Genomic DNA, 22,590 nt, shown 5'->3' on the forward strand with positions numbered 1-22,590 from the left:
ACTTTTGAGCGAACTGTTACAAAAGTTGGATTTGGGTATTAACTGGATTTTACATGTTGGTTTATATTATATTTTTTAAGGCAGACTTGCTACCTAAAGCAACAACCTCAGTATCTCTCTCGTCAAAATGACCTAAGAGGAAGAAGATGACTCCATCATTGCGGAGGATATTGTTTATCCAATGAGTAAGACGATCAAATTGAGGGTCGTCATCAGTGCTTATATATGGCTCCAGATTCGAAAGGAATAATTTTTCTTCCGAATTCATTAATTTCTGGAGTTCATTGTCTACATGCTTAGAAATATATCCGGCTCCTGTTAGTACTAGTCCTTTAATACCATTGTCAATGAAAGATGTTTTATTGTGAATATTATTTGTATTTACTCCTGAATTTTCAATCAATCCCCATGTTTTTTTATATTTAACTATTGCCGTATTAGGCTGTTCGGGAACCAACTGCACCATTACGTGAATATTCTCAATATTATCATCAGTTACATATGTATACATATCCTTCAATAGTTTCTCACCATACTCTCTCCGTGCACAACCTGGTAACTCCCAACTTACAGCTGAAATCCCATCCAATGAGAAAGATAGCTTATCGAAATTAGTTATGTCATTTTTGATAGTTAAATCGGCAGCATATCGTTTTACGCAATTAATAGTCATAGTGGTTGCCTTGCTCATCGTTAAAATGTGGGCCGCGGTTTTGGCTGGCATCATCCTCATAAAAATGACTACCGGCATCATCACGAATATACACTTTTTGAGTTCCTCCGCCTGGTTTCGGTACATCAAATTCATATATATAACCGGGCTGAATATTGCCACGCCTATCAACGTTAGGAGATACTTTACTCGGACTTTGGCTAACAGGAACACCAGATTGTCTTTTAGCTTCATTGAATGCACCAGCTCTTGCCGAACCTTCTGGTGATAAGTTCGCCGGTTTATCTCCTGTAGCCAGGTTGGCTAAATCATCCTTATTCGGCCCATCCAGGATCGGCGTTACTGTGGTATTTCCACCTGTATCCGGAGTACCTTCAGTATTTCCGGTATTACTGCCTCTTTGATCGTCAGACTGATCCGGCGTGATAAGCGACGTTCCCTTATTCTCATCCTGAATCGGATTAACCAGTTTTCCACCCGTCAGGTCATCATTCACCGGCAGAGTTTCAGTTCTGCTTCCTGATCCGTCCGTATGTTTCTGACTCTGTTGTGCTTGAACCACAGCCATCAGCACGCACATCTCATTTGCCAGACAACCTGCACTCAGTCCTTCTTTCACTTTCTTCGTCAGCGCAAGAGCGGCCCGATCGTTCGCCGTCCCTTTACCAGCTTCTGCCATAGCGGCTGCATTCAGTGTTTCCTGCGCCATCATCTGCTGCAACATACCGATGCTGGCCATATTATTACTGATTTCGTTCTGTCCCGCCTGTGCTCCGGCCATTGCACTGGCTGAACTGTCACCCGCCAGACCTGCCGCCAGCGTGCCCAGCGTAACCAGCGTCTGTTTCTGATCTTCGCTTAACTGGTTGACCGGTATATCACCATACAGGGTTTTCTTGATGGCTTCACCCATCAGCGCGGTGGTGGCTGCTCCCGCCGCTCCTGCCGCCGCGGAATTACCCTGAACGGCGGCTATCACGCCCGCCACCGCTGCATGAGCCATGATGCGGCTTGCTTCATCCGGCGCGGTCTGCTTAATGACTTCCGCAATATATGGTGCTGCGCCTCCGGCAATGGCCTTCGCTATATCGCCCCCGGACAGCCCCTGAATGGCAGCGGTTGCAGCCTGTAACCCCTGCTGGACCGCACTGCCGGTACCGTATTTTGCCATTTCCGCTTTATAGACATCGCTGTTACGCAGCGCGTCGGTATACGCGGCGCGCTCTTTCTCCGTCGCATTTTCCTTCAGTGGGCCGAGTGCCTCTTTCGCTTTTTCCAGTCCGTTTATTTCCCCCTGTGTCCGCGCAATATCCGCCACCTGGCTGCCAATCTTGCCAATCAGCTGGCTCTGCTGCAGGCGCTGCTGCTCCTTCTCTTTATCGAAGATCGGCGACAGGGTCTGGCTGGCGTGCTCCACGTCGCGGCTGAGGTTCGCCACATCCTGCTGTTGCTTATCCTTATCCCGCACGATGATGGCACCCTTACTGACCGCCGCATGCGTGGTGCTGCTGTCGTGGCCTTCGTTGTTCCCGCCGGTCAGCAGGCCGTTAGCCATGTTCCCCGCGAACTGGCTGCCGATGCTGCCGCCGCTGCTGAAGCCGACGCTCTGGTGCTCAGTTTTAAAACCGGCCCGGTTGTCGATATCGCCCCAGCCCAGCGTGCCGGTGTCGAGGCGGTTTTTGTCCGCCGTCGCCGTGCTGCCAGTCACCGCGCCATCCAGCTGCGTATGCCCGCCCACGGTGATGTCGTAGCCGCCTTTCCCGGCAAAAGCAGGCCGTTGGCCATGTTCCCCGCGAACTGGCTGCCGATGCTGCCGCCGCTGCTGAACCCGACGCTCTGGTGCTCGGTTTTAAAACCGGCCCGGTTGTCGATATCGCCCCAGCCCAGCGTGCCGGTGTCGAGTCGGTTTTTATCTGCGGTGGCAGTGCTGCCAGTCACCGCGCCATCCAGCTGCGTATGTTCACCCACGGTGATGTCATACCCGCCTTTGCCTGCAAAGATGCCGGTCTGCTCCACCACGGAATCGTAGTTGCTGTGCATCCTGTCCTGGCTGAGGTTGACGCTGGCGGAGCCGCTCATGGAGCCGAAGGTGAAGCTGCCCCCGGCGCTGGCATTCTGCTGTTTTGAGTCGTAGCGGTCGCTGTCCTGCTCAGAGGTGAGGGTCAGGTTGCGGCCGATACCGGCGATAACCGTATCCCCGCTGACCTGGGCGCCGGTGAGGGTGGTGTCGCGTCCGCTGTTGAGGGTGAGCCGGTTGCCCGCATCGACGGTGGTTTCGCTGTGGGTGGTGCCGGTGCCGCTTTCACTGCCTTTGCCCTTGTTGGCGCTGGCGGAGACGCTGATCCCCCAGCCGCCGGAGCCGACGCCAATCCCGACGCCGACCGTGCCGCCGTGGCTGTCGTTTTTACCTTCCAGCAGCTGAGTGTTCTGCGCCGATTGTAAGGTGATATCGCGGCTGGCCGACAGCGCCACGTCATTACCGGCCTTCAGCTGGCTGCCGACGGCAGTCAGATCGCCTTCGCGGGCGCTGATGCTGAGGTCGCGGCCCGCCGTGCCGGAGAGGGCCAGGGTCAGGCCGGAGGTTTTCTGTTCGACCACGTGGGTCTGCTGACTCTGGTTTTCGGCGGCGGTGATGGCGACGTTTTTGCCGGAGAGGGCCATGTCGCGACCGGCGATCAGGTCGGAGCCGGTGACCGTCAGGTTGTCGCCCGCGTGCAGGGTCAGGTCGCCGTTGACGCTGCCGACGGTGCTGCCCGCCCGGGTGATATCCGCCCCGGTGTCGGTGGTTTTTACGCTCTGGGTGCCGTAGCTGAAGCCGATCCCGCCGGAGCTCATCAGCCCCGATTTTTTCTCCTGCTTCAGGTGCTGCTCGCTGTTGTACTCATCCCGGGTGTCGATCCGCAGATTGTTGCCCGCCAGCAGCGCCACGTCGCCGCTGCCGGCCACGCTGCTGCCGCGCACGGTGAGATCGTTGCCGGCGGTGATGCTGACGCTGTCGCCGTTGAGTTCGCTGCCCTGGGCCGTCTGCCGCGACACGCTGTCCTGGGTGCGGGTGGTGGTTCTGGACAGCCAGCCGCTGCTGCCGCTCACCTTGTGGCGTTCGTCCAGCGTCTGACGGTTTTCGCCCGCGTCCAGGGTGACGTTGCCTTTGCCGGTCACCTCGCTGCCTGTGCTGCGGCTCTGGCTCTGGTCAAGGGTGTTGTCGGCATCCCACACCAGACTATCGCGCCAGGCGGTGGTGACGTCGTTGAGCCGGATATCGCGCCCGGCGACCAGCTGGACCTCGCCGCGTTCGCCGCTCTGCAGGGGATACTGTTTGCCGAAGGTTATGCCCTGATCCATCAAGGCTTTAAACTGCGCTTCGTCGCTGGTGTAGCCGTCAAGGTAGCGCTGGCCGGTCAGGGCGATCACCTGCTCGCGGATCAGCCGCTGCTCGTAGTAGCCGTCGCCCAGTCGTTTCGCTGTCGTTGGTGAATCTTGATAAATAACATATCGTTAAGTGACAGCAGGCAAGGCTACCGCTCACCCTGATCCACAGATCTGTCCCACAGGGAGTTTAACGAAAAAAGGCACCTCAGTTCTGTAGTATTTTTATTATTTATTAGTGTGTTAGTTAAGTGTTAATGTAATAAGAGAAAGGCGGATGTGCTGTCGGAGGTGAAGGGATTTAAGACTGACGGATAAAGTTGATGAACTGAGCTAAGCCGAGCCTGATGGTCTGCTCTGTGCCAGGAGCAGACGTTAACGTTTTACTTATCGTAAAATGGTGGGTACAGCCAGTATGTGTTCAGGCGGAGCTAATTGTTAGTTTTAGTTCATCCAAGGCGAGATTAAATCCTCTCCAATTAGAAGCTTATCTATCGCAACTTGAAATGGTCTACGATATTTCCAACTAGAACTAATATATTGTCGTTCGAAGTCATTAGGGGTTTCAGGGAAAGCCTCTTTTCCATTCCCGATCTCGTATGAAATCCAGTTCCATGGGCAAAAATATAGCTTCTGATGACCCAAAGTGCTGATTTCAACAAAGGGGCACTCCCCCTCATAAATTGTTTTGGAAACAATTATGGATGGGTTTTCTAATGTCTTCGCGTCGTATTTAATAGTTACCTCCACTTTGTCCCCTTGACTCAATTGCAGGTTTGCAGTTTGCTTTGCCACTGATTTTTCAAATGATTTCAGAAGAGAAAAATAGCTACTTTCCAGGCCCAGTTCGCGAATAGCGGATAATCTTTCTTTATGATTTTTAACTGCTGCTAAGAAATCTTCGTCATTAAAAAAATCAACTTCGAAGCTTATATAGGTTCCCGTGGAGGACCCTATATGCTGACTAATAACATCTTCATAGATATCAAATGCCTCCTCGGGATCGGATGTTTTTAGGATGTTATTCATCCCTTCAACAACATCTGCGATATTAAAAAGTGTAGATTGCAGGAGCTTCTTGTTTTTGAAAAATTCCTTTTTCAGATCTGCATACCCATTATCCAGTGGTAATAAAAAATCATGTTCTATTTGCTCGGGGCATAGTTTTATATAATTGGTTGCCCCCAGGAACAGACGATTACGCATGAAGTCTGATTTTTTAATAGCGTGTTCTATTTTATCAAGCGCCATACTCTTATTTAAAATCTCAATATTTTTATTATTCAGTATATTTTTTCCCGAGGTCTGTAAAATTATCTTCCCTTTGACTTCTTTTTCCTCGAAATTATCTGAAACCTCCTGTGAGGTGATCAAAAAACTTCTTGCTTCATCTTCTTGGCCAGAAAATACAAGCAAAAAAAATTCTCCATACGGTTCACCTGACTGATTAATGACATAGTCTTTATTGATCCTGATATAAGTGTTGCCGTCTTGTATATATTTGACTTGAACAACACCAAGTTTTGGTGGCTCTTTGTCCATAAAGTTTTGGGAGGTGATTTTTCTCTGTATTAAGTAATCAGCACCTTGAATGTCAACAGAACGCTCTAAAACCCAAAATCTTTCCAACAAAAATGCTTTTGCTCTGGCTTCACCAAGGCCACCATTTTCTATTGACTTCAACCAAGACTCAGTATTACTCAATGTATTCTCCTTGAAATCTAATGATTTTATAAAAGATTCAACACTAGATGCGTACTTTTGTACAAAAATGTTAAACCCGATTTTCACTTAGACCACGTATAATATCGTATACCAACACTTTTGTTGACCCTAACTCATGTTCGAGGCTATGTTCCCACTGTCAAAGCTAAGTTCAGATGCCGGGGTAGGGCAAAGTTCAAATGCCCGCTCTGTGCCAGAAGCGGACATCGGTGGGAAGTTTAACCAGTAGTTAGGGTGCAATGGGAAACATAAATACAGAATATCAGTAGCAAAGTCGGGAGCATTCATCTTTCTATTAAGTTGAAATGTGGCATAAATTTTAACCATGGCTGTTGTCAAGACCCGCAAATTGACCCATAGTATCAAAGCTCAGCGGTAGGGTTGTCCAAACCTTAACAGTGCATCAGCCTTTTGGAGAAAATATGAGGTTTTTTCAGGAAGGAGCATTTAATTGGCGTAGTCTGCAGGATCTACCTAATGCCTCATTCGTATGTGGCTACTGCAATATTAATGTTTCATCTGTAAAAGGATACAAACTAGGACAGCATGGTGACGGAAGTGGTTCACAGGTTGGCGCTGTATATGTTTGCCCAAATTGTGGTGGTCCGGTTTTTTTCACTCCAGATAGCCAACAGCTTCCATCCCCTGCTCTTGGAAATTCAGTACAACATGTACCCGCTCATCTAACTGAGCTTTATGAAGAAGCGCGGCGCAGTACTGGCGAGGGTTGTTATACCGGTGCGGTTTTACTTTGTAGAAAAATGCTAATGAATATCGCAGTCGATCAGGGGGCGAAAGAAGGACTAAAATTTATCGAGTACGTTACTTACCTTTCCGATAATGGATACACGCCACCAAATGGAAAACATTGGGTTGACCATATACGAAAAAAAGGCAATGAAGCCACGCATGAAATAACGGTAATGAGCGAAAACGATGCCAAAGAGCTAATCGTGTTTATTGAAATGCTTCTCCGGTTTATTTTTGAATTTCCAAGTATGGTGCCTAACAAAAGTAGCTTTTAGGCTAATTAGGGGATCAACTAGGATACCCTTTGCTTCACACCCATTAGGTATGAGTTATACATATGGACCCTAAGAAGCTATTTATTGATGACCGTATGAAGGGCATTTGCGCCTATTGCGGTGGTACGCCAAATTCACGTGACCATGTACCGTCAAAGGTCTTGTTGGATGAGCCATATCCGAAGAACTTACCCGTTGTGGAATCATGTGCCTCCTGCAATCAGGGGTTCTCGGCAGCCGAAGAGTACATTGCTTGTCTGATCGAGTGCGTGATGCAAGGTACTACGATTCCTAACGAAAAGTTTCGGCCGAAGATATTTGCCACCCTTAATGCCAGACCATCGATTGCAAGTAGAATTGAGAATGGAAAACAAGCTGATCGTCACGGAAATCTATTTTGGCAGCCAGAAGAAGGAAGTGTTAAAGAGGTTGTTCTAAAACTTGCCCGTGGACATATTGCTTATGAACTTGGCATTCAACGCATTGATGAACCAGAATTTATAGATATTTCCCCGCTGCCTAGCATGACTAAAGAACAATTAGAAATGTTTTTCTCGTTAAGCTCAAGTCATCTGTATCCAGAGATTGGTAGCCGAGCGTTTGTAAGTGTGCTCTCGGGTAAGGTCAGCGCTTTTGAGAATTGGTTAGTCGTGCAGAACGGACGATATCAATATGCCATAGGTCAGTCCGATGGCGATTGGGTAAAGATAATAATAAATGGCTACTTAGCTTGCCATGTAGTATGGGACTAATAGTGTATAACAATAGGATAAATGAATATGATTGTTGAAGCGACAGAACTCTTAAGTGCTTTTGTAAAAGAAGAACAAGATAAACTTGAAAGCATCAACATGCCACATATGCCAACGTTGGGGAAAGCCTACGAGGAGATTACAAAACACGGTATTAACCAATCATTTTCAATCCCTAAGGGGTTGAATCTCTCTGTTGTTAGCGGATTCATCCGCGTCGGGGAAGAGCAACTACCCAATCAGATAGATTGCATGTTGGTGAAAGGCAAGGGGGATAAATATGGATTAACGGATGAATATATATATGATATAGAAAATGTAGTAGCAATATTTGAAGTAAAGAAAACTCTCAACAAAGATGATTTTATCGATGCATATGAACATTTAGCTATCCTAAGAAAGAAATATAGCGAATTTTTTTCGGGAAAAATGGATGCTATGGAGTTGAGGCCAAATATAAATGTGGCTTCAGAAATTTTTTCAAAAATAACAGGTGTAAGTGGCCCAAGTAACTACGATGACATTTTTTATTTAGATAAGGAAAGTCAAGTGTTGTTTTACTCGTTAGTAATTGAACAGTTGGCGCCAGTGACAATTATTCACGGGTATGGGGGATATAAATCAGAGAAAGGCCTGAGAGATGTCTTTCTGGATTATTTAGATGAAGATAATTATTTAAAAAACCTTACGAAGAAAAAGAAAAAAGAGGAAGAAAAAAAAGCAGATTCAATTAACATGATTAGAGGCATAAATAGTATTCCGACTCTAATAACTGCAAACGAGTTTTCGTTAGTGAAAACAAATGGTCTTCCTTATTCCTTTTCAAAGGAAAGGAATAAAAATGACTGGGCAGTTATAGCTTCGGGAAGAGATAACCCACTTAGGATTATGCTTGAATTAATTTGGAGTAAAATATCTATTCAGTTCGATATAAGTATGCCATGGGGCAATGATGATCATGTCGAAGGATTAGCTCCATTACTTTATGCTAAGGTTGTTAAAAAAGATGAGTTATTAGGTTGGTACTATAGGTCATTCGAGCTTTCCACGAAAAAATTAAAATCGTTTCTACCTTCAAAATATGAGCCGCTAAGAATTTCTAATGGAGCAATACATTTAGTTCGTAAATTGCCATTAATGCCTGATGGATATATAGTAAATGATGAAAATCGAAATATGTTTGATACAAAAGGATTTGATCTTGATGGGGTGGTTGCGGAGCTAATATCTACATCATATTTTGCACTTAACGGTAGTAATTTGCTCACAATTCATCATACAACATATGTATGCGATTTTGATGAGTATGGTTTCATAGATAGTCAATTTCAGCGGCTAAAGTCATGGTGTGATAATAATGAAGGTAATGCAGGAATTATTCATTGCATCATTTTAAGTTGACTTGGTGAAGAGTCCACTTTCGTCAGGTTACGATGTTAATTAGCGTATTCATCAGTAATACAGAGTAATTTCCTTAGGGAAAATTTATGCCAAAAACTTTACAGAGGTTACTCTACTTCTGGCTTTACCATTTCATCTTGTCCCACCTACAACAAAGCCCTTATCAACAGGGGCTCCATGACTTTCAGGCTGGATGATGAGGTTATTCAGGCCAGCAACACCTTCATCACGTGGGCACCCTCAGCGCTATTCTGGCCTCGCCATCACGACTGTCCCGGTGATTAAAAGTGTATTCCGGCTAACCCTGTGGGCCGTACAGGGTGAAGTGCTCCCCTTTGATAAAACACGCCAATGCTAATAATCCCCGTTCCGACTCGATTGCGAACCTCCGCTTTTCGCTCACAGCGGACCTTCAGCGCCACGTGTTTGTCTGCTGTGTGCCATAATAGGGGACACCTCGGACATTACGACACGTTAGGTTAGATATCAAAAAGTGAATTGTTCGATTTTGCAGGGATACTTACAGAGAGACTGGCGTATGGCGATGAGCCGCTTTATTATCGAGTTCGGTGACCGCTGGACGGTAACTTCTGAGAAAAAGCATTTACACAGAATTGTGTATAGGGTCTGATAAACAGATCCCGGCGCTGAGGGCGGGATTGATCATTACATTACATTTTTTCTGCTTGCTTAACAAGAGACTGGAACTCTTTAAAATTAAAACTCCAAAACCCTCCATCAGGACAATTAAAAATATCAATCCGAAGGCCAATATCCGGTTCATTTGAGATTTCTGCGACTTGGTGAGAGCCATAATAGATCTCATAAACAACATTTTCTCGATCTGGCAAACTGGCAATTTGTGCAATCAATTTATTCGTCATTTAGGTGGCTCCAAAAATCCTATAAGTTTACCTTGTGTATCAATCAGTACCCCATCCTTATAGCCATCCACAATCACTTTTGTGATGTTAGCACCTTCAGGCAGGTCACGTTTAGCCAGTTGATCCAGTCCAGCCTATGTCTGCACCGGCATCAGGTTTTTATCTACTACATACTGATCTGCCGGGAATAAAATGTGACCGCTATGACTGTCTGATCCGAAGTAAGTAGCCGTTATAGGTCAAATCCCGGCTCAGCAGCCGGGATTTGACCATTCAACCCTGGTAAATGATTTTGTATTCATTTCCTGGTAACTGGTTTAATAAGCTGTTTCTTAACTTTTTATAATAAAAACAACCAACCATGTTAAATATAATATTCTTGATAACCAAAGAAATGCAGAGCCGATATTTAAATCTAGTCTTGTTAAGAAAACTTTAACAAAAAAGAAAGGCTTTTCGTATTCAGTGTAATTATGAAAAAAATATTTTCCATATACAGCGAAGAGAAGAAAAGAGACTCCTCCAGATAAGTCAGCAAACAATTTCAAATCATCAAACTCTCTTCGATATTCTAGAAATGCTGCTGAAATATAACCCAGTACGAGAAAAATCAAGGCGATGTTTGAAAGCATCTCCTTCTTGAAAAACATAAAGTTAAAGTATAGCAACGCATCTCTACCTACTTTCGGTCCACCAAGTTTTTTATATACAAATATAAAAAAACATGCTCCCCATGCGGCTAAGAAGAACAACATAACTAGCGCTGATGTATTAAGCGCCATATCATTTGAAATCATGGTGGTAAATTTCCTTAGTAGTATCGCCGTTCAGTTCTATTTTTTCACCGTGAGGGGCAGTGGAAGAACCAGTAAAACCTATACTTGGCCCGACAGAGAAGGAAAAACCAATTCCATCTTTACCTGCAGACACTCCTACAGAGCCGGGACCAAAGCCGATACTGGTTGAATAGTCACGTCTCAAGTCCCCAAATACTCCAGGATAATATGGCCCAAAATCAATACCCATAGAGGCGCCAGCCTTCACACCAAACTCTGGTGTATAACCTGTAGAAACAGAAAGGTAATCATTATTAATCTCTGCTCCCCCCTTCATGGCAAGTCCCATACCACCGGAAACTTCAATTTTTCCATTAGGTTTAACTTTATACTCAACCCCCCATGATGGCCCCATATGTGAAGCATCAATAGCATTACTAATCTCTTCGGCATTTTTCCCATTTTGCGCTTGATCTAGTGCCAGAGATGCATCTTGTTGAACACGCGGAGGCACCAGACTTCCCCAGTTTCCTAAGTCATTATTTTCAACTGTATTTTTCCCAGTCTGCCCACCTGCCAAGACGCTGCTTGTATTTCCCCCGACAAGACCACCTGCCAGGCCGCTTGTCAGTGTACCCAGAGTACTAATGGTTTGTTTCTGGATCTCATTCAGTTTGCTGTAATCATCTGTACCATATAGCGCTTTCGCTATCACTGATGTTCCGATCGCTGCCGTGGCGGCACCCGCAGCGCCTGCTGCAGCACTATTTCCCTGTAATTCTGCCGCTATCCCGGCCATGATGGCATGAGCCATTACCCTGCTAGCTTCATCCGGCGCAAGCTGATGTATCTTTTCCGCAACATATGGTGCTGCACCTCCGGCAATGGCCTGAGCCATGTCCCCTCCCGCCAGCCCCTGCACGGCGGCGGTTGCCGCCTGAATCGCCTGCTGAACGCTGCTGCCGGTACCCCATTGCTGCTGCGCGGCCTTATAGCCTTCGGTCGCCGCCAGCTGAGCGTTGTATTTCTCCCAAGCCTCCTTGCTGGCGCCTTTCCCCGGCTCGTTTATCTTTTCCTTCGCCAGGTCGGCCTTGCCTGCGTTGATGGCGTTAATCTGTCCCTCGGTGCGCGCAATATCCGCCACCTGGTTACCAATCTCGCCAATCAGCTGGCTCTGCTGCAGGCGCTGCTGCTCCTTCTCTTTATCAAATATCGGCGACAGGGTCTGGCTGGCGTGCTCCACGTCGCGGCTGAGGTTCGCCACATCCTGCTGTTGCTTATCCTTATTCCGCACGATGATGGCACCCTCACTGACCGCCGCGTGCGTGGTACTGCTGTCATGTCCTTCGTTGTTCCCGCCGGTCAGCAGGCCGTTGGCCATGTTCCCCGCGAACTGGCTGCCGATGCTGCCGCCGGTGCTGAACCCGACGCTCTGGTGCTCGGTTTTAAAATCGGCCCGGTTGTCGATATCGCCCCAGCCCAGCGTGCCGGTGTCGAGGCGGTTTTTGTCCGCCGTCGCCGTCGAGCCAATTACCGCGCCATCCAGCTGCGTATGTTCACCCACGGTGATGTCATAGCCGCCTTTGCCGGCAAAGATGCCGGTCTGCTCCACCACCGAGTCGTAGTTGCTGTGCATCCTGTCCTGGCTGAGGTTGACGCTGGCGGAGCCGCTCATGGAGCCGAAGGTGAAGCTGCCCCCGGCGCTGGCGTTCTGCTGTTTTGAGTCGTAGCGGTCGCTGTCCTGCTCGGAGGTGAGGGTGAGGTTGCGGCCGATACCGGCGATAACCGTGTCGCCGCTGACCTGGGCGCCGGTGAGGGTGGTGTCGCGTCCGCTGTTGAGGGTGAGCCGGTTGCCCGCATCGACGGTGGTTTCGCTGTGGGTGGTGCCGGTGCCGCTTTCGCTGCCTTTGCCTTTGTTGGCGCTGGCGGAGACGCTGATCCCCCAGCCGCCGGAGCCGACGCCAATCCCGACGCCGACTGTGCCGCCGTGGCTGTCGTTTTTACCTTCCAGCAGCTGAGTGTTCTGCGCCGATTGTAAGGTGATATCGCGGCTGGCGGAGAGGGCCACGTCATTACCGGCCTTCAGCTGGCTGCCGGCGGCAGTCAGGTCGCCCTCGCGGGCGCTGATGCTGAGGTCGCGGCCCGCCGTCAGGGTGCTGCCCTGGGCGGTGGTCTGCGTACTGCGCTGGGTTGATGTCGACGACTGGCTGCCGTAGGAGAGGCTGATACCCACGGTATTGTTGTTGGCCGGATCGTTGCCCTGGGCCGCATCCAGGCGGGCGGCCTGGCTGGCCTGTACGCCTGAGAGCACGGCTTTCACCCCCTGCAGGGCCTGTAACCGGCTGCTGCCGGCGGATTTGGCGTCCTGGGTGGCCTGCACCACGCTGTTGAGGGCGCTGCCCGCCGTGCCGGAGAGGGCGAGGGTCAGGCCGGAGGTTTTCTGTTCGACCACATGGGTCTGCTGACTCTGGTTTTCGGCGGCGGTGATGGCGACGTTTTTGCCGGAGAGGGCCATGTCGCGACCGGCGATCAGGTCGGAGCCGGTGACCGTCAGGTTGTCGCCCGCGCGCAGGGTCAGGTCGCCGTTGACGCTGCCGACGGTGCTGCCCGCCCGGGTGATATCCGCCCCGGTGTCGGTGGTTTTCATGCTTTGGGTGCCGTAGCTGAAGCCGATCCCGCCGGAGCTCATCAGCCCCGATTTTTTCTCCTGCTTCAGGTGCTGCTCGCTGTTGTACTCATCCCGGGTGTCGATCCGCAGATTGTTGCCCGCCAGCAGCGCCACGTCGCCGCTGCCGGCCACGCTGCTGCCGCGCACGGTGAGATCGTTCCCGGCGCTGAGGCTGACGCGGTCGCCGTTGAGTTCGCTGCCCTGGGCCGTCTGCCGCGAGACGCTGTCCTGAGTGCGGGTGGTGGTGGTGGACAGCCAGCCGCTGCTGCCGGTGACCTTGTGGCGTTCGTCCAGCGTCTGACGGTTTTCGCCCGCGTCCAGGGTGAGGTTGTTGCCTGCGCCGAGGTTCAGCGCCGCGCCGGAGGAGAGGGCGGTACCGCGGGCGCTGAGGTCGTTCCCGGCGCTGAGGGTGACGTTGCCTTTGCCGGTCACTTCGCTGCCGGTGCTGCGGCTCTGGCTCTGATCAAGGGTGTTGTCGGCGTTCCACACCAGGTTGTCGTGCCAGGCGGTGGTGACGTCGTTGAGCCGGATATCGCGCCCGGCCACCAGCTGGACTTCGCCACGTTCGCCGCTGGCGACCACCTGCGCGCCGCCGAGGGTGATATCGCGCCCGGAGTGCAGCGTCAGCCTGCCGTCATCGCCCTGAACATAAATGCCGGAGACGCTGTCGAGGGTGGTGCGGCTGAAGCGGTTATCGCCGCTGACGCTCTGCGCGTCGGCGAGGGTGGTGGTGGCGTTGATGTCGCGCCCGGCCACCGCCAGCAGGCTGCTGCCGCCCTGGATGATGCCGCCGGTGTTGTTGATGTCGTTGCGGGCGTTCAGGCGCACGTCGTCGCCGAGCAGGGTGCCCGCCTGATTGGTAATGTTCCCGGCGTCAAGCTGCAGGACGCGGCGGCCGTTCAGGGTGCCGCTGTTGAAGAGGTCACCGTCGAGTTTAATGTTGACGTTATTCCCGGCGATCAGCGCGCCGGAGCCGTCGATGTCGCCGGGTTTAACTTTGGCGTAGACCTGCGGCACCAGCACGGTCTGCAGTGAGCCGTCGGGCATCTTCACGGTGGTGTTCACCAGCCAGACGATGTCGCCGGTCAGCAGTGCCATCTGCTCGGGGGTCAGCGCCACACCGCTCTTCAGCGCGTACTGTTTGCCGAAGGTAATGCCCTGATCCATCAAGGCTTTAAACTGCGCTTCGTCACTGGCGTAGCCGTCAAGGTAGCGCTGGCCGGTCAGGGCGATCACCTGCTCGCGGATCAGCCGCTGCTCATAGTAGCCGTCGCCCAGCCGTTTCAGCGTCGTGTCGCCGTTGCCGACCAGCGCCTGCTGCATATAGTCGCTGCCAAGCCACTGTTTCTGGTTAGTGAAGCGCGGATCGGTCTCCACCAGATAGGGGACGTCGCTGGCGGGATTAAGCGTAAACAGGCTGTTATCCGGCAGGGTGGTGTTCGGGCCGACTATGCGAATCGTCCCTTGTGCGGGCGTGACCTCAAACTGCTGGCCCGCGGGCGGCGTGACCGGCTCGCCGGGCGAGACGGTGTGCTGACCGGCGACGGCGCCCGCCACGCCGATGGCCGCCGCCGTGCCCTGCGGGGTCAGCGGCGCAATGGTGAGCGGCGTGCCCTCGACGCTGCCGCCGCTGATCAGTTGCCCCGGCTTCAGGGCGATACTTTGAATGTTGGTCGGCGGCGTATAGTCAGTACGGTCGCGGCCCTGCTCATCGCCCCCTTTGTGGCGAATGCGGTAGTAATGGGTGGCGCTCCCGACGTCGGTGGTTCGCCGCTCGCCCGGCACATCGTCGTTTTTCACCTCCTGCAGACCGGCTATCGCCAGGGTGCCACCAGCGATGACCTGGCTTTTGTCGTTCAACAGGCGGTCGCCGGTGAGGGTTATATTGCCGCCGGCGAGGAGCTTCGCCGGGTCGGATTCGAGGATCCGCGTCTCTTCCACCGTGCGGGTATAGTCGAACTGGTTGAAGTTGTCGTTATTACTCCCGGTATCGTCCGGGGTGTTGAGATTGCGCAGGCCATCGGCGGAGTTACCGTCGACAAACACCCCGTTGTCCGTGGCGTTCCAGCGGGTAGGGGAGCCGGTATGCTGATATTCGGTCACCTGCTGCTGAGAAACGGTGACCAGGCCGATGGTGAAGCGATCGTTGATGTTGTTAATCTGCCCGGCGGCGAGGGTCATATCGCCTGCCGATTCAATGGTCGCGCTGTGGTTGTTGATGGTTCCCGCCCGGCCGCTGGCCGCGCCGTTATCCGCCAGTGCGCCGCCAATCAGCAGATCGCCGCCGCTGTAGATTAACCCGTGATCGCGGTTGTTCAGCGTCTGCACGCCGAGGTCGACGCGCTCGCGCCCGGCGAGGGTCGCCGCCGTACCGTGCTCTGCCAGGTTATTGAAGGTGAGGGCGTTGACGCCAATCGCATTGCCGTAGATGCGCCCGCTGCCGCTATTGGTGAGAGTATCGGCGTTAATCCGCGTATAGCCGCCGTCAATCAGTCCGGTGTTGAACAGCGTGTCGCTGACGTTAAGGGTGTTTTGCCCGGCATTAATTTCGCCGTTTATCCCGTTGTTCAGGTTGCGGCTGGTAAGGTCGAGACGGCTGCCCGCCAGCAGCTTACCGCTGTTGACGATATCCCCCGCGGAGGTGAGCGTGAAGCGGCCGTTGGCGACCATCGTGCCGCGGTTATTCAGCGACTGTTGGCTGCTTAGCGCCATATCGCCGAGCGACAGCAGCTGGCCGTCACCGTCGAGCGTATCCGCCTCGATGCGCAGTAGCTTGCCGGCTTTCACCGTGCCATCCTGGTTAAACAGCGCCAGTTTATCGCCGCGAAGATCCACCGTCCCGGAGGCCGCCAGCCCGCCGTTGCGGTTGTTGAGTTCGCCGCTGTTGCGCACCGTCAACGACTTATCGGCCAGAATTATCCCGTGCTGGTTATCGAGCGTGTCGGTGGTGAGCGCGATGTTTTGCGCCTCCAGCCCTTTATTGTCGCCGGAGGTATGCTGGTTGATCAGGTTCAGCGCATTGAGCGTTAAGGTCGCGCCGCTGCGCATCAGCCCGGAAATGTTGTCCACGACGCCGTGGGCGCTGTCGATCAGCAGATCGCCGACGCTCTGAATCTCGCCGCCGCCGTTTTGCAGGCGCTGAGTATGCAGGCTGGCCTGTGCGCTGCTGATAATGCTGCCGCCGCTGCGGTTGCTGATGTCGTCGGCGGTTAACGTCAGGCTATCGCCGCTCTGGATCAGGCCGCGGTTATCATTGATCACCTGCCTGCCGTTAACGCTCAGCGCCCGCTGTGCCGCCAGCTGGCCGCCCTGATTATCCAACCGGTCGGCGCGCAGAAGGGCGTCTGCGCTGCTGACCAGGGTGCCCGCGCGGTTGTCGAGGGCGGTGACGCCGATGTTGAGCCCGCCGTCTGCGCCGACAGTTCCGTGAGCGTTGTCCAGCGTGCCGCCGTTCAGCGTCATCGCGCCCTGCGCCTTCAGGCTGCCGTTCTGGTTGAGGAAGGTGCTGAAGCTGGCGTCCAGCGCCTGGGCTGTGGCGAACTGGCCGTCGCGGTTATCAACCTCGCTCCCTTTGAAGGTGAGCGGGCCGCCGCTGGCGAGGAACCCCTGCTGGTTGTTGAGCGCGCCGCTGCGAATAGCCAGCGCGCTGTGCGAGTACAGTGAACCGGACAGGTTGTTGAGCAGGCCGTCGGCGAGCGCCAGCGTGGCCCCGTCGGCGACGATAACGCCCAGCTGGTTATCCAGCCCGGCGGCGTTGAGCGTCTGCGTTTTTGCCGCCTCAATGCGCCCCTGGCGGTTGCTGACCGCCTGCGCGCTGCGGATGTCGCCGCTGCCGGTAGCGGCGGAGATCAGCCCTTCGTTATTGTTGAGCATCCCGGCGTCGATCCGCGTATCGCCTGCCGCCGCGAGGGTGCCTTGACGGTTATCCAGCGTTGTCCGGGCGTGTGCCGTCAGGCTGCCGTGTTGCGCCGCCAGCACTTTCCCGCCCTGGTTATCAACAGACTGCGCGGCGAGCTGAATATCGCCATTGGCGGCAATCTCCCCCTCCCGGTTATCGATGTTGCCCGCCAGTTTCACCGCCAGGGCGCCGTCGCCGGTCTGCACCAGTTTGCCTTTGCGGTTCGACAGATGCTGAGCGGCGAGGGTTATCGCGTCGGCGCTGAGCGTGCCGCCGTCGTTGTTGAGCGTTTGACCGCTGCGCAGGGTCAGCGCGTTGGCATTGACCTGGGCTGCGGACGTCGTCAGGTCGCCCGCGCCGCTGTCCAGCGTGACCTGCCGGGCCTGGGTCTGGCTGCCGCTGACGTCTATCCCCTGGCCGCTGGCGCGCAGGTTTCCGCCCGCCAGTGTCTGGCCGTGGGCGCTCAGCTGGCCGTCGGCCTGCAGCCGCAGGTCGCCGCTCTCCGCCAGCTTACCGTCGCTTTTTACCCCGGCGGCCAGCACGCTGTTTTTCGTGCTGGTGAGGCTTGCCGCCTGAATATCCACATCACGACCGGCGGTCAGCGCGCCGTTGTTGCTGAACTCGCCGGCGGTGCGGATGGCGGCGTCTTCGCTGGCGCGCAGCGTGCCGCTGTTTTCAATGCGGCCGTCGGCGGTGAGGGTCACGCTCCCGGCCTGGGCGCCAATCGCCCCGGCGTTACGCACCCCGACGCCGCGCTCGGTGCCGACCATGCGGATTTTACCCGCGTACATGCCGCCGAGGCTGGCGACATCCACCGCCAGCTGCGGGCGGGTTGCCGGGTCATCGCCGGTTTTTTCGATGCGTTGATGGGCGGCATCCACCCGGTTGCGCCCGGTGGTGACCTGCAGATCCTTCGCCCACAGCCCGGCGTTAACCTTCACCGAGCGGGCGATAATATCGGTGTAATCGGCGGTCGAGCTGTCCATCCCGGTGCCTTCGATGGTCACTTCGCCGCGTTCGACCTGATAGCCGGTGAGATTGCCGTTGGTGAGCTGCGCCTGGCCGGTGGTCAGCGTGGCGCGATTGGCATTGATAAAGCCGCAGCCGTTACAGGTAATACCGGACGGGTTGGCGATGACGACCTGGGCTTTTTTCCCGGCCACTTCAATCATCCCGTTCAGATGGCTGGGGTCGCGCGAGTTAACCTCGTTAAGAATGACCTTCGCTTCGCCTTTCGCCAGCCAGGGGTTCCCCGCCACCATTCCGCCCAGTTGGGTCTGGACGTTTTGATGCGAGTTATTGAGGATCGCCCCCTGCTGGTTGACGTCGAACTGGCTGTACGTATTGTGCGATACCCCGGCGGCCGACGGGGTCTGAATATTGACCTGCGGCGTACCGTTGGCGCTTTGCATTACCGTGGGCTGCTGATTATTTGGCGCCCCGGCATCGGCGACGATATTGGCCTGCGCCGGCTGTATCACGCCCAGCGCCAGCCACAGGCTGAAGCTGATGGTGCTGACTTTGCCGCACAGCTGGCGCGGGAGGGCTCCCGGCGCGGAGGATCGCGCGGAGCCCGCGCGGCCGGAACGGGCGATATCCGCCACCACCATCAGCATGCCGCGCGCTTTGTTGAAGACAATACGGTAGAGGTTCTTATTCATGGTTTAGTCCTTTAAACGCTTCCGGCAGGCCGACGGCGAGCGGGTGAGCCTGCCGCCAGCTTCTGGCCTGTTGGCGGCTGACGCGGCGGCCGTGGAACATCACTACCCGTTTACCGCGCTGTGCGCCGCGGTGATACAGCGCCCGCGCGCAGTGATCGGCAAAGATGTCCTGGCGCATCAGGGCGTTGATGGCGGCGGTATGGCCGAATGGCGCGATCCAGTCGCAAAACCACATCCGGTCGCCGCTGTTCCAGTCGGCCTCCGCCATGTCAATCGCCGGGCGGGTGAGATAGCGGGCTTCTGACTCCGGGTTGAGCCACGCCCAGCTGAGGAAAAATACCGGCCGTTCGTTTTCAATAATCAGCACATACTGGCGGCGCTTGATAATCGGCAGCAGCAGCGTGGGGAGGGCGTGCAGCGGGGCGTCCCGGTGCATCGGCGAGTGCATCCACAGCCAGACGCTGGCCCCCAGCACTTCGGCTTCGTTGTCCGTGCCGCCGAGCATCAGCGGCGCTTTAATTTCGTATTGTCCGACGCGCATCACCAGCTCCAGTTGAGGTTGAAGCCCAGGGAGACGGCGCTGGTGTGGAACCCATCCGGCTTCGACAATGGTGTTCCGGCGAACAGGTCATAGCCGGTGCGCAAGGCGTTGCCGCGCACGCCGATAACGCCGCCCGCCAGGTGTTGGCCGATCAGGTAATCAGAGCTGTAGCCGCCGACTTCACCGTAGTCCGCCCCGAGGTAGAGTTCCTGATTCTCCAGCGGCGTACGCCACGCCAGATCGTTGCGCACGTACCAGCCGTGGCTGGCATTGAGGGTGCGCTCGCCGTCGAACCCGCGTACCGTCCAGCGGTTGCCAATGGCGAACTGATCCTGCGGGGTGAGCGGAGTGTTGCTGATCTGGCGCAGATACTGCACGTTGTAGCGGAAATTCTGGCTGCCGAGGGTAAATGGCAGGTCGAGCTGGGCGTTAAGTTGGGTGATTTTGCTCAGCGCGGTGGCGTCGCCGACGAACTCTTCCGGCGCCGGCTGCGCGCCAAACCAGCGGGTGCCGCGCTGGTAGCTGGCGCCGACGTCAAGCACGGCCTGGCCGATATAATGACGATGCTGTAGCCCCACGCGCCAGGCTGCCGTCTGGCGACGCTGTACGTTGACTTCGGTATCGTCGATGTAGTTGCGGCTTTCGCGCGCCAGCACATCATAGGTAAAGGTTGTCTTCTGCGTCCCGCTGCGGTGCAGGACCCGGCTTAGCTGTACGTCGAGGTTTTTACTTTTGCCGCTGTAGCGGTAATCGCTGTTGAGGCCAGCCACCGTCTGGTGGTAGTCGTAGTCGCTGCCGGTTACCCCCAGCATCCAGTAGCCGTACGGTACCGAATAGTGGCCGACGTAGTTGCGGCTTTTCTTGCCGCCGTTATTGTCGAGATCGTGGCTGGCGGAAAAATAGAGCAAATCGCTGAGCGAGAAGGGATTATCAAGTGACAGTGTCACGCCTCCCTGATAGCGGCCGGTGGTTTCGGTGCCGGAATCGTCCAGTGACAGCCCCAGGCGCCACATCTTCGCCTGCTTGCGGGTAATGACGATGTCGCTCTCGCCGGGATTGTCGCCGGGCACAATTTCCATACTGGCCTCAACCGTGGGCAGGCGCTGGAGGTTTTCCAACCCCTGTTCGATATCGCGCAGATCGAGCAAATTGCCCTCATGTGCCGGAAAGGCGCTGTACAGCCGGATATAGTCGTCGCTCTGCTCCGTCAGCCGTACATGGCGCACGTAGCCTGGCACAATCATCAGTTTCAGCGTCCCGCTTTTCAAATCCTGCGAGGGGGCCAGCACGCGGGTGGTTATCCAGCCATGATCGACCAGCCGGTTTTGCAGAGTGCTCATCAGCAGGTTAATCCCTTTGCCCCCCAGACAATGCCCCTGCGCCTGGTCGGCGATGCGCTGCAGCGGCAGCCAGCGGGGGAGCGCTTGCTGGCCGCTTAACGCCACGCGGTGGATGGCAAAGCAGGGTGTTTCCGTCGGGAAGGGAATTTGACCGAAGCCGGAGGCGGGCCCGGACAGTCGGACGTCCGGCGTCGGCGGCGTCAGCTGTTGCTCCAGCGCCTTCTGCCGCTGCTGCTGAATAATAAACTGGTCGTCAGAGCTTGCGGCGTGGGCCGGTAGCAGGAAAAACAGGCCGATCGCCGAGGCGATCGCTTTGCAGGGTATTTCTTCGCGGCTCATTGGCATCCTTGCAATGTCAGAAAATGAACAACTGTGAATTTGTGTAAAATTGTTCAGCTATCGTCAAGGAAAGGGAATTAGGCTTATTCCGAAAACGCGATCGTTCCCGTCGCGAGATGTGGGGAAATAAAATTAATCTAACTTATTGTATTTTAATTTAAAACCATGAGGTATCGCGCTTTTTTTCGCGTCGCGGATGGGGGCAGAACTACCAGAAAAGGCACCGCAGGCTGCAGAGGGCGCCGTTCGCAGGAGAAAAGGAATAAGAATTTACCCGAAACCATACCCGGCAGCGGGCTAGTGCATCCCGCCAGGCCTCGACGCCGTTGAACGGCGGGCAATCAGCGCCACAGTGCGCCAGAGTGTGAGCAGGCTGGCCCGGCAAATGCCGCGACCCGCCCCGTCCGGCGGTTCATGACCGGCGGAAAAGCGCCGGTCATGGGGGAACGCGAGTTATTGCAACGCCGCCAGCTCATCTGCGGTCAGGGCAACGCTCTGCACCGTACCCGATTCCGCCGACCGTACCGCCGCTTCTAAGACCGCCATTACCGCCAGCGCCTGTAGCGGCTGGACCGGATTCTCTATCTTACCGGTTAGCGCATCGCGCACATGAATATAGTACTGGCGCTGGTCGCCCTGTGGGGTGGGGATTTCGCGCGGCGGCGAGCTGGCATCAAACACCACCAGATTGTCGTCATCATGTCCCCAGCTTTCGCTGCCCGGAACCACCCCGGCCAGCAGCTGGCTTTCCTGCTGGTCGGCTCGCGATTTCACGACGCTGCCCCGGTCTCCGTGGACGGTAAAGCGCGATACGCCGCCGGCCACCAGCATGCTGCAGTGCAAAATCACCTTATGCTGCGCGTAGTTTAAGACCACATGCGCCCAGTCATTAATCTCCGCGCCCTGGCGCAGGGTGGCGATATTGCCCTGTACCGACTGCGGCAGGCCGAACAGCTGTAAAGCCTGATCGATCAGGTGCGGCCCCAAATCGAACCATAAGCCGCTGCCGGGGACATTTTGTTCTCTCCAGCGCACGCGAACTTCCGGGCGGAAGCGGTCAAAATGCGACTCAAAGTGCTTAACGTTGCCGATAAGCCCTTGTTCGATAACTTGTTTAATGCCGAGGAAATCGCTGTCCCAGCGACGGTTGTGGAAGACCGAAAGCAACCGCTGTTTCTCTTGCGCCAGCGCAATCAGCTCGCGCGCTTCCTGCATATCCAGGGTAAACGGCTTATCCACTACCACATGTTTCCCGGCATTCAGCGCCAGTTTGGCTAACGGGGCATGGGTGGCATTAGGGGAGGCGATCACCACGAGGTCAATATCCGGGTGTTGAACGGCCTGTTCTGGCGAGCCGATGACGGTGACATCGGGCAGGTCGCGCTTTACCTTCTCTTCGTCGCCGGACGCCACGACCGCCAGCGTGAGACCTTCCACCGACTGAATCAGCGGGGCGTGAAACGTTTTGCCGACGAAGCCATAGCCGATCAGCGCAATATTCATGTTTTTACCTTCACCTGCGATGACTTTATTCATTACCC

Annotated in this window: 12 protein-coding genes and 2 pseudogenes; 4 read left to right on the plus strand and 10 right to left on the minus strand. The window is 54.5% G+C overall.

Annotated features, from left to right (window positions below; all coding sequences use genetic code 11):
• Window positions 1-61: 61 nt before the first annotated feature.
• From FNY10_RS06640 to FNY10_RS06655, 4 genes and pseudogenes are all read right to left on the minus strand, one after another.
• On the minus strand, window positions 62-673 hold the full coding sequence (locus FNY10_RS06640) for a hypothetical protein (protein ID WP_160703532.1): 612 nt from the start codon (window positions 671-673) through the stop codon (window positions 62-64).
• Window positions 663-1,844: a VENN motif pre-toxin domain-containing protein gene (locus tag FNY10_RS27290; protein WP_416309068.1), complete on the minus strand. Its 1,182-nt coding sequence runs from the start codon at window positions 1,842-1,844 to the stop codon at window positions 663-665. The genes FNY10_RS06640 and FNY10_RS27290 overlap by 11 nt, the downstream gene beginning before the upstream one ends.
• A 264-nt stretch (window positions 1,845-2,108) precedes the next feature.
• Window positions 2,109-4,153 (minus strand): annotated as a pseudogene (locus FNY10_RS06650) (hemagglutinin repeat-containing protein); the annotation flags it as partial.
• Window positions 4,154-4,483: 330 nt separating this feature from the next.
• Window positions 4,484-5,743: a hypothetical protein gene (locus FNY10_RS06655; RefSeq protein ID WP_202395392.1), complete on the minus strand. Its 1,260-nt coding sequence runs from the start codon at window positions 5,741-5,743 to the stop codon at window positions 4,484-4,486.
• A 443-nt stretch (window positions 5,744-6,186) separates the two neighbouring features.
• On the opposite strand from FNY10_RS06655, the gene FNY10_RS06660 reads away from it, so the two are divergent.
• From FNY10_RS06660 to FNY10_RS06675, 4 genes and pseudogenes are all read left to right on the plus strand, one after another.
• On the plus strand, window positions 6,187-6,789 hold the full coding sequence (locus FNY10_RS06660) for a DUF4145 domain-containing protein (protein WP_023340184.1): 603 nt from the start codon (window positions 6,187-6,189) through the stop codon (window positions 6,787-6,789).
• Window positions 6,790-6,851: 62 nt separating this feature from the next.
• Window positions 6,852-7,541, plus strand: coding sequence for a hypothetical protein (locus tag FNY10_RS06665; protein WP_160703528.1), 690 nt, complete (start codon window positions 6,852-6,854; stop codon window positions 7,539-7,541).
• Between the two features lie 27 nt (window positions 7,542-7,568).
• Window positions 7,569-8,942, plus strand: coding sequence for a DUF6602 domain-containing protein (locus FNY10_RS06670; protein WP_160703526.1), 1,374 nt, complete (start codon window positions 7,569-7,571; stop codon window positions 8,940-8,942).
• A 129-nt stretch (window positions 8,943-9,071) separates the two neighbouring features.
• Window positions 9,072-9,264, plus strand: a pseudogene (locus FNY10_RS06675) (transposase); the annotation flags it as partial.
• A gap of 349 nt (window positions 9,265-9,613) precedes the next feature.
• On the opposite strand, the gene FNY10_RS06680 reads toward FNY10_RS06675, so the two are convergent.
• From FNY10_RS06680 to FNY10_RS06705, 6 genes are all read right to left on the minus strand, one after another.
• Window positions 9,614-9,826, minus strand: coding sequence for a hypothetical protein (locus tag FNY10_RS06680; protein WP_160703524.1), 213 nt, complete (start codon window positions 9,824-9,826; stop codon window positions 9,614-9,616).
• 332 nt (window positions 9,827-10,158) lie between these two features.
• On the minus strand, window positions 10,159-10,623 hold the full coding sequence (locus FNY10_RS06685; protein ID WP_160703522.1) for a hypothetical protein: 465 nt from the start codon (window positions 10,621-10,623) through the stop codon (window positions 10,159-10,161).
• The gene (locus FNY10_RS06690) at window positions 10,610-18,829 is read right to left on the minus strand and encodes a polymorphic toxin type 25 domain-containing protein (protein ID WP_160703520.1); all 8,220 of its coding nucleotides are present in this window, start codon (window positions 18,827-18,829) and stop codon (window positions 10,610-10,612) included. Before FNY10_RS06690 ends, FNY10_RS06685 begins: the two co-directional genes overlap by 14 nt.
• Window positions 18,822-19,370, minus strand: a complete 549-nt coding sequence (locus FNY10_RS06695) for a toxin-activating lysine-acyltransferase (protein ID WP_160703518.1) — start codon at window positions 19,368-19,370, stop codon at window positions 18,822-18,824. Before FNY10_RS06695 ends, FNY10_RS06690 begins: the two co-directional genes overlap by 8 nt.
• Entirely contained in the window at window positions 19,370-21,049 is a 1,680-nt protein-coding gene (locus FNY10_RS06700) for a ShlB/FhaC/HecB family hemolysin secretion/activation protein (RefSeq protein ID WP_202395391.1), read from the minus strand. The genes FNY10_RS06695 and FNY10_RS06700 overlap by 1 nt, the downstream gene beginning before the upstream one ends.
• Window positions 21,050-21,502: 453 nt before the next feature.
• The gene (locus FNY10_RS06705) at window positions 21,503-22,585 is read right to left on the minus strand and encodes an oxidoreductase (RefSeq protein WP_160703514.1); all 1,083 of its coding nucleotides are present in this window, start codon (window positions 22,583-22,585) and stop codon (window positions 21,503-21,505) included.
• Window positions 22,586-22,590 lie beyond the last annotated feature (5 nt).

Source organism: Klebsiella sp. Lac1, assembly GCF_009825425.1.
In the GTDB taxonomy this organism is placed as follows: domain Bacteria; phylum Pseudomonadota; class Gammaproteobacteria; order Enterobacterales; family Enterobacteriaceae; genus Klebsiella; species Klebsiella electrica.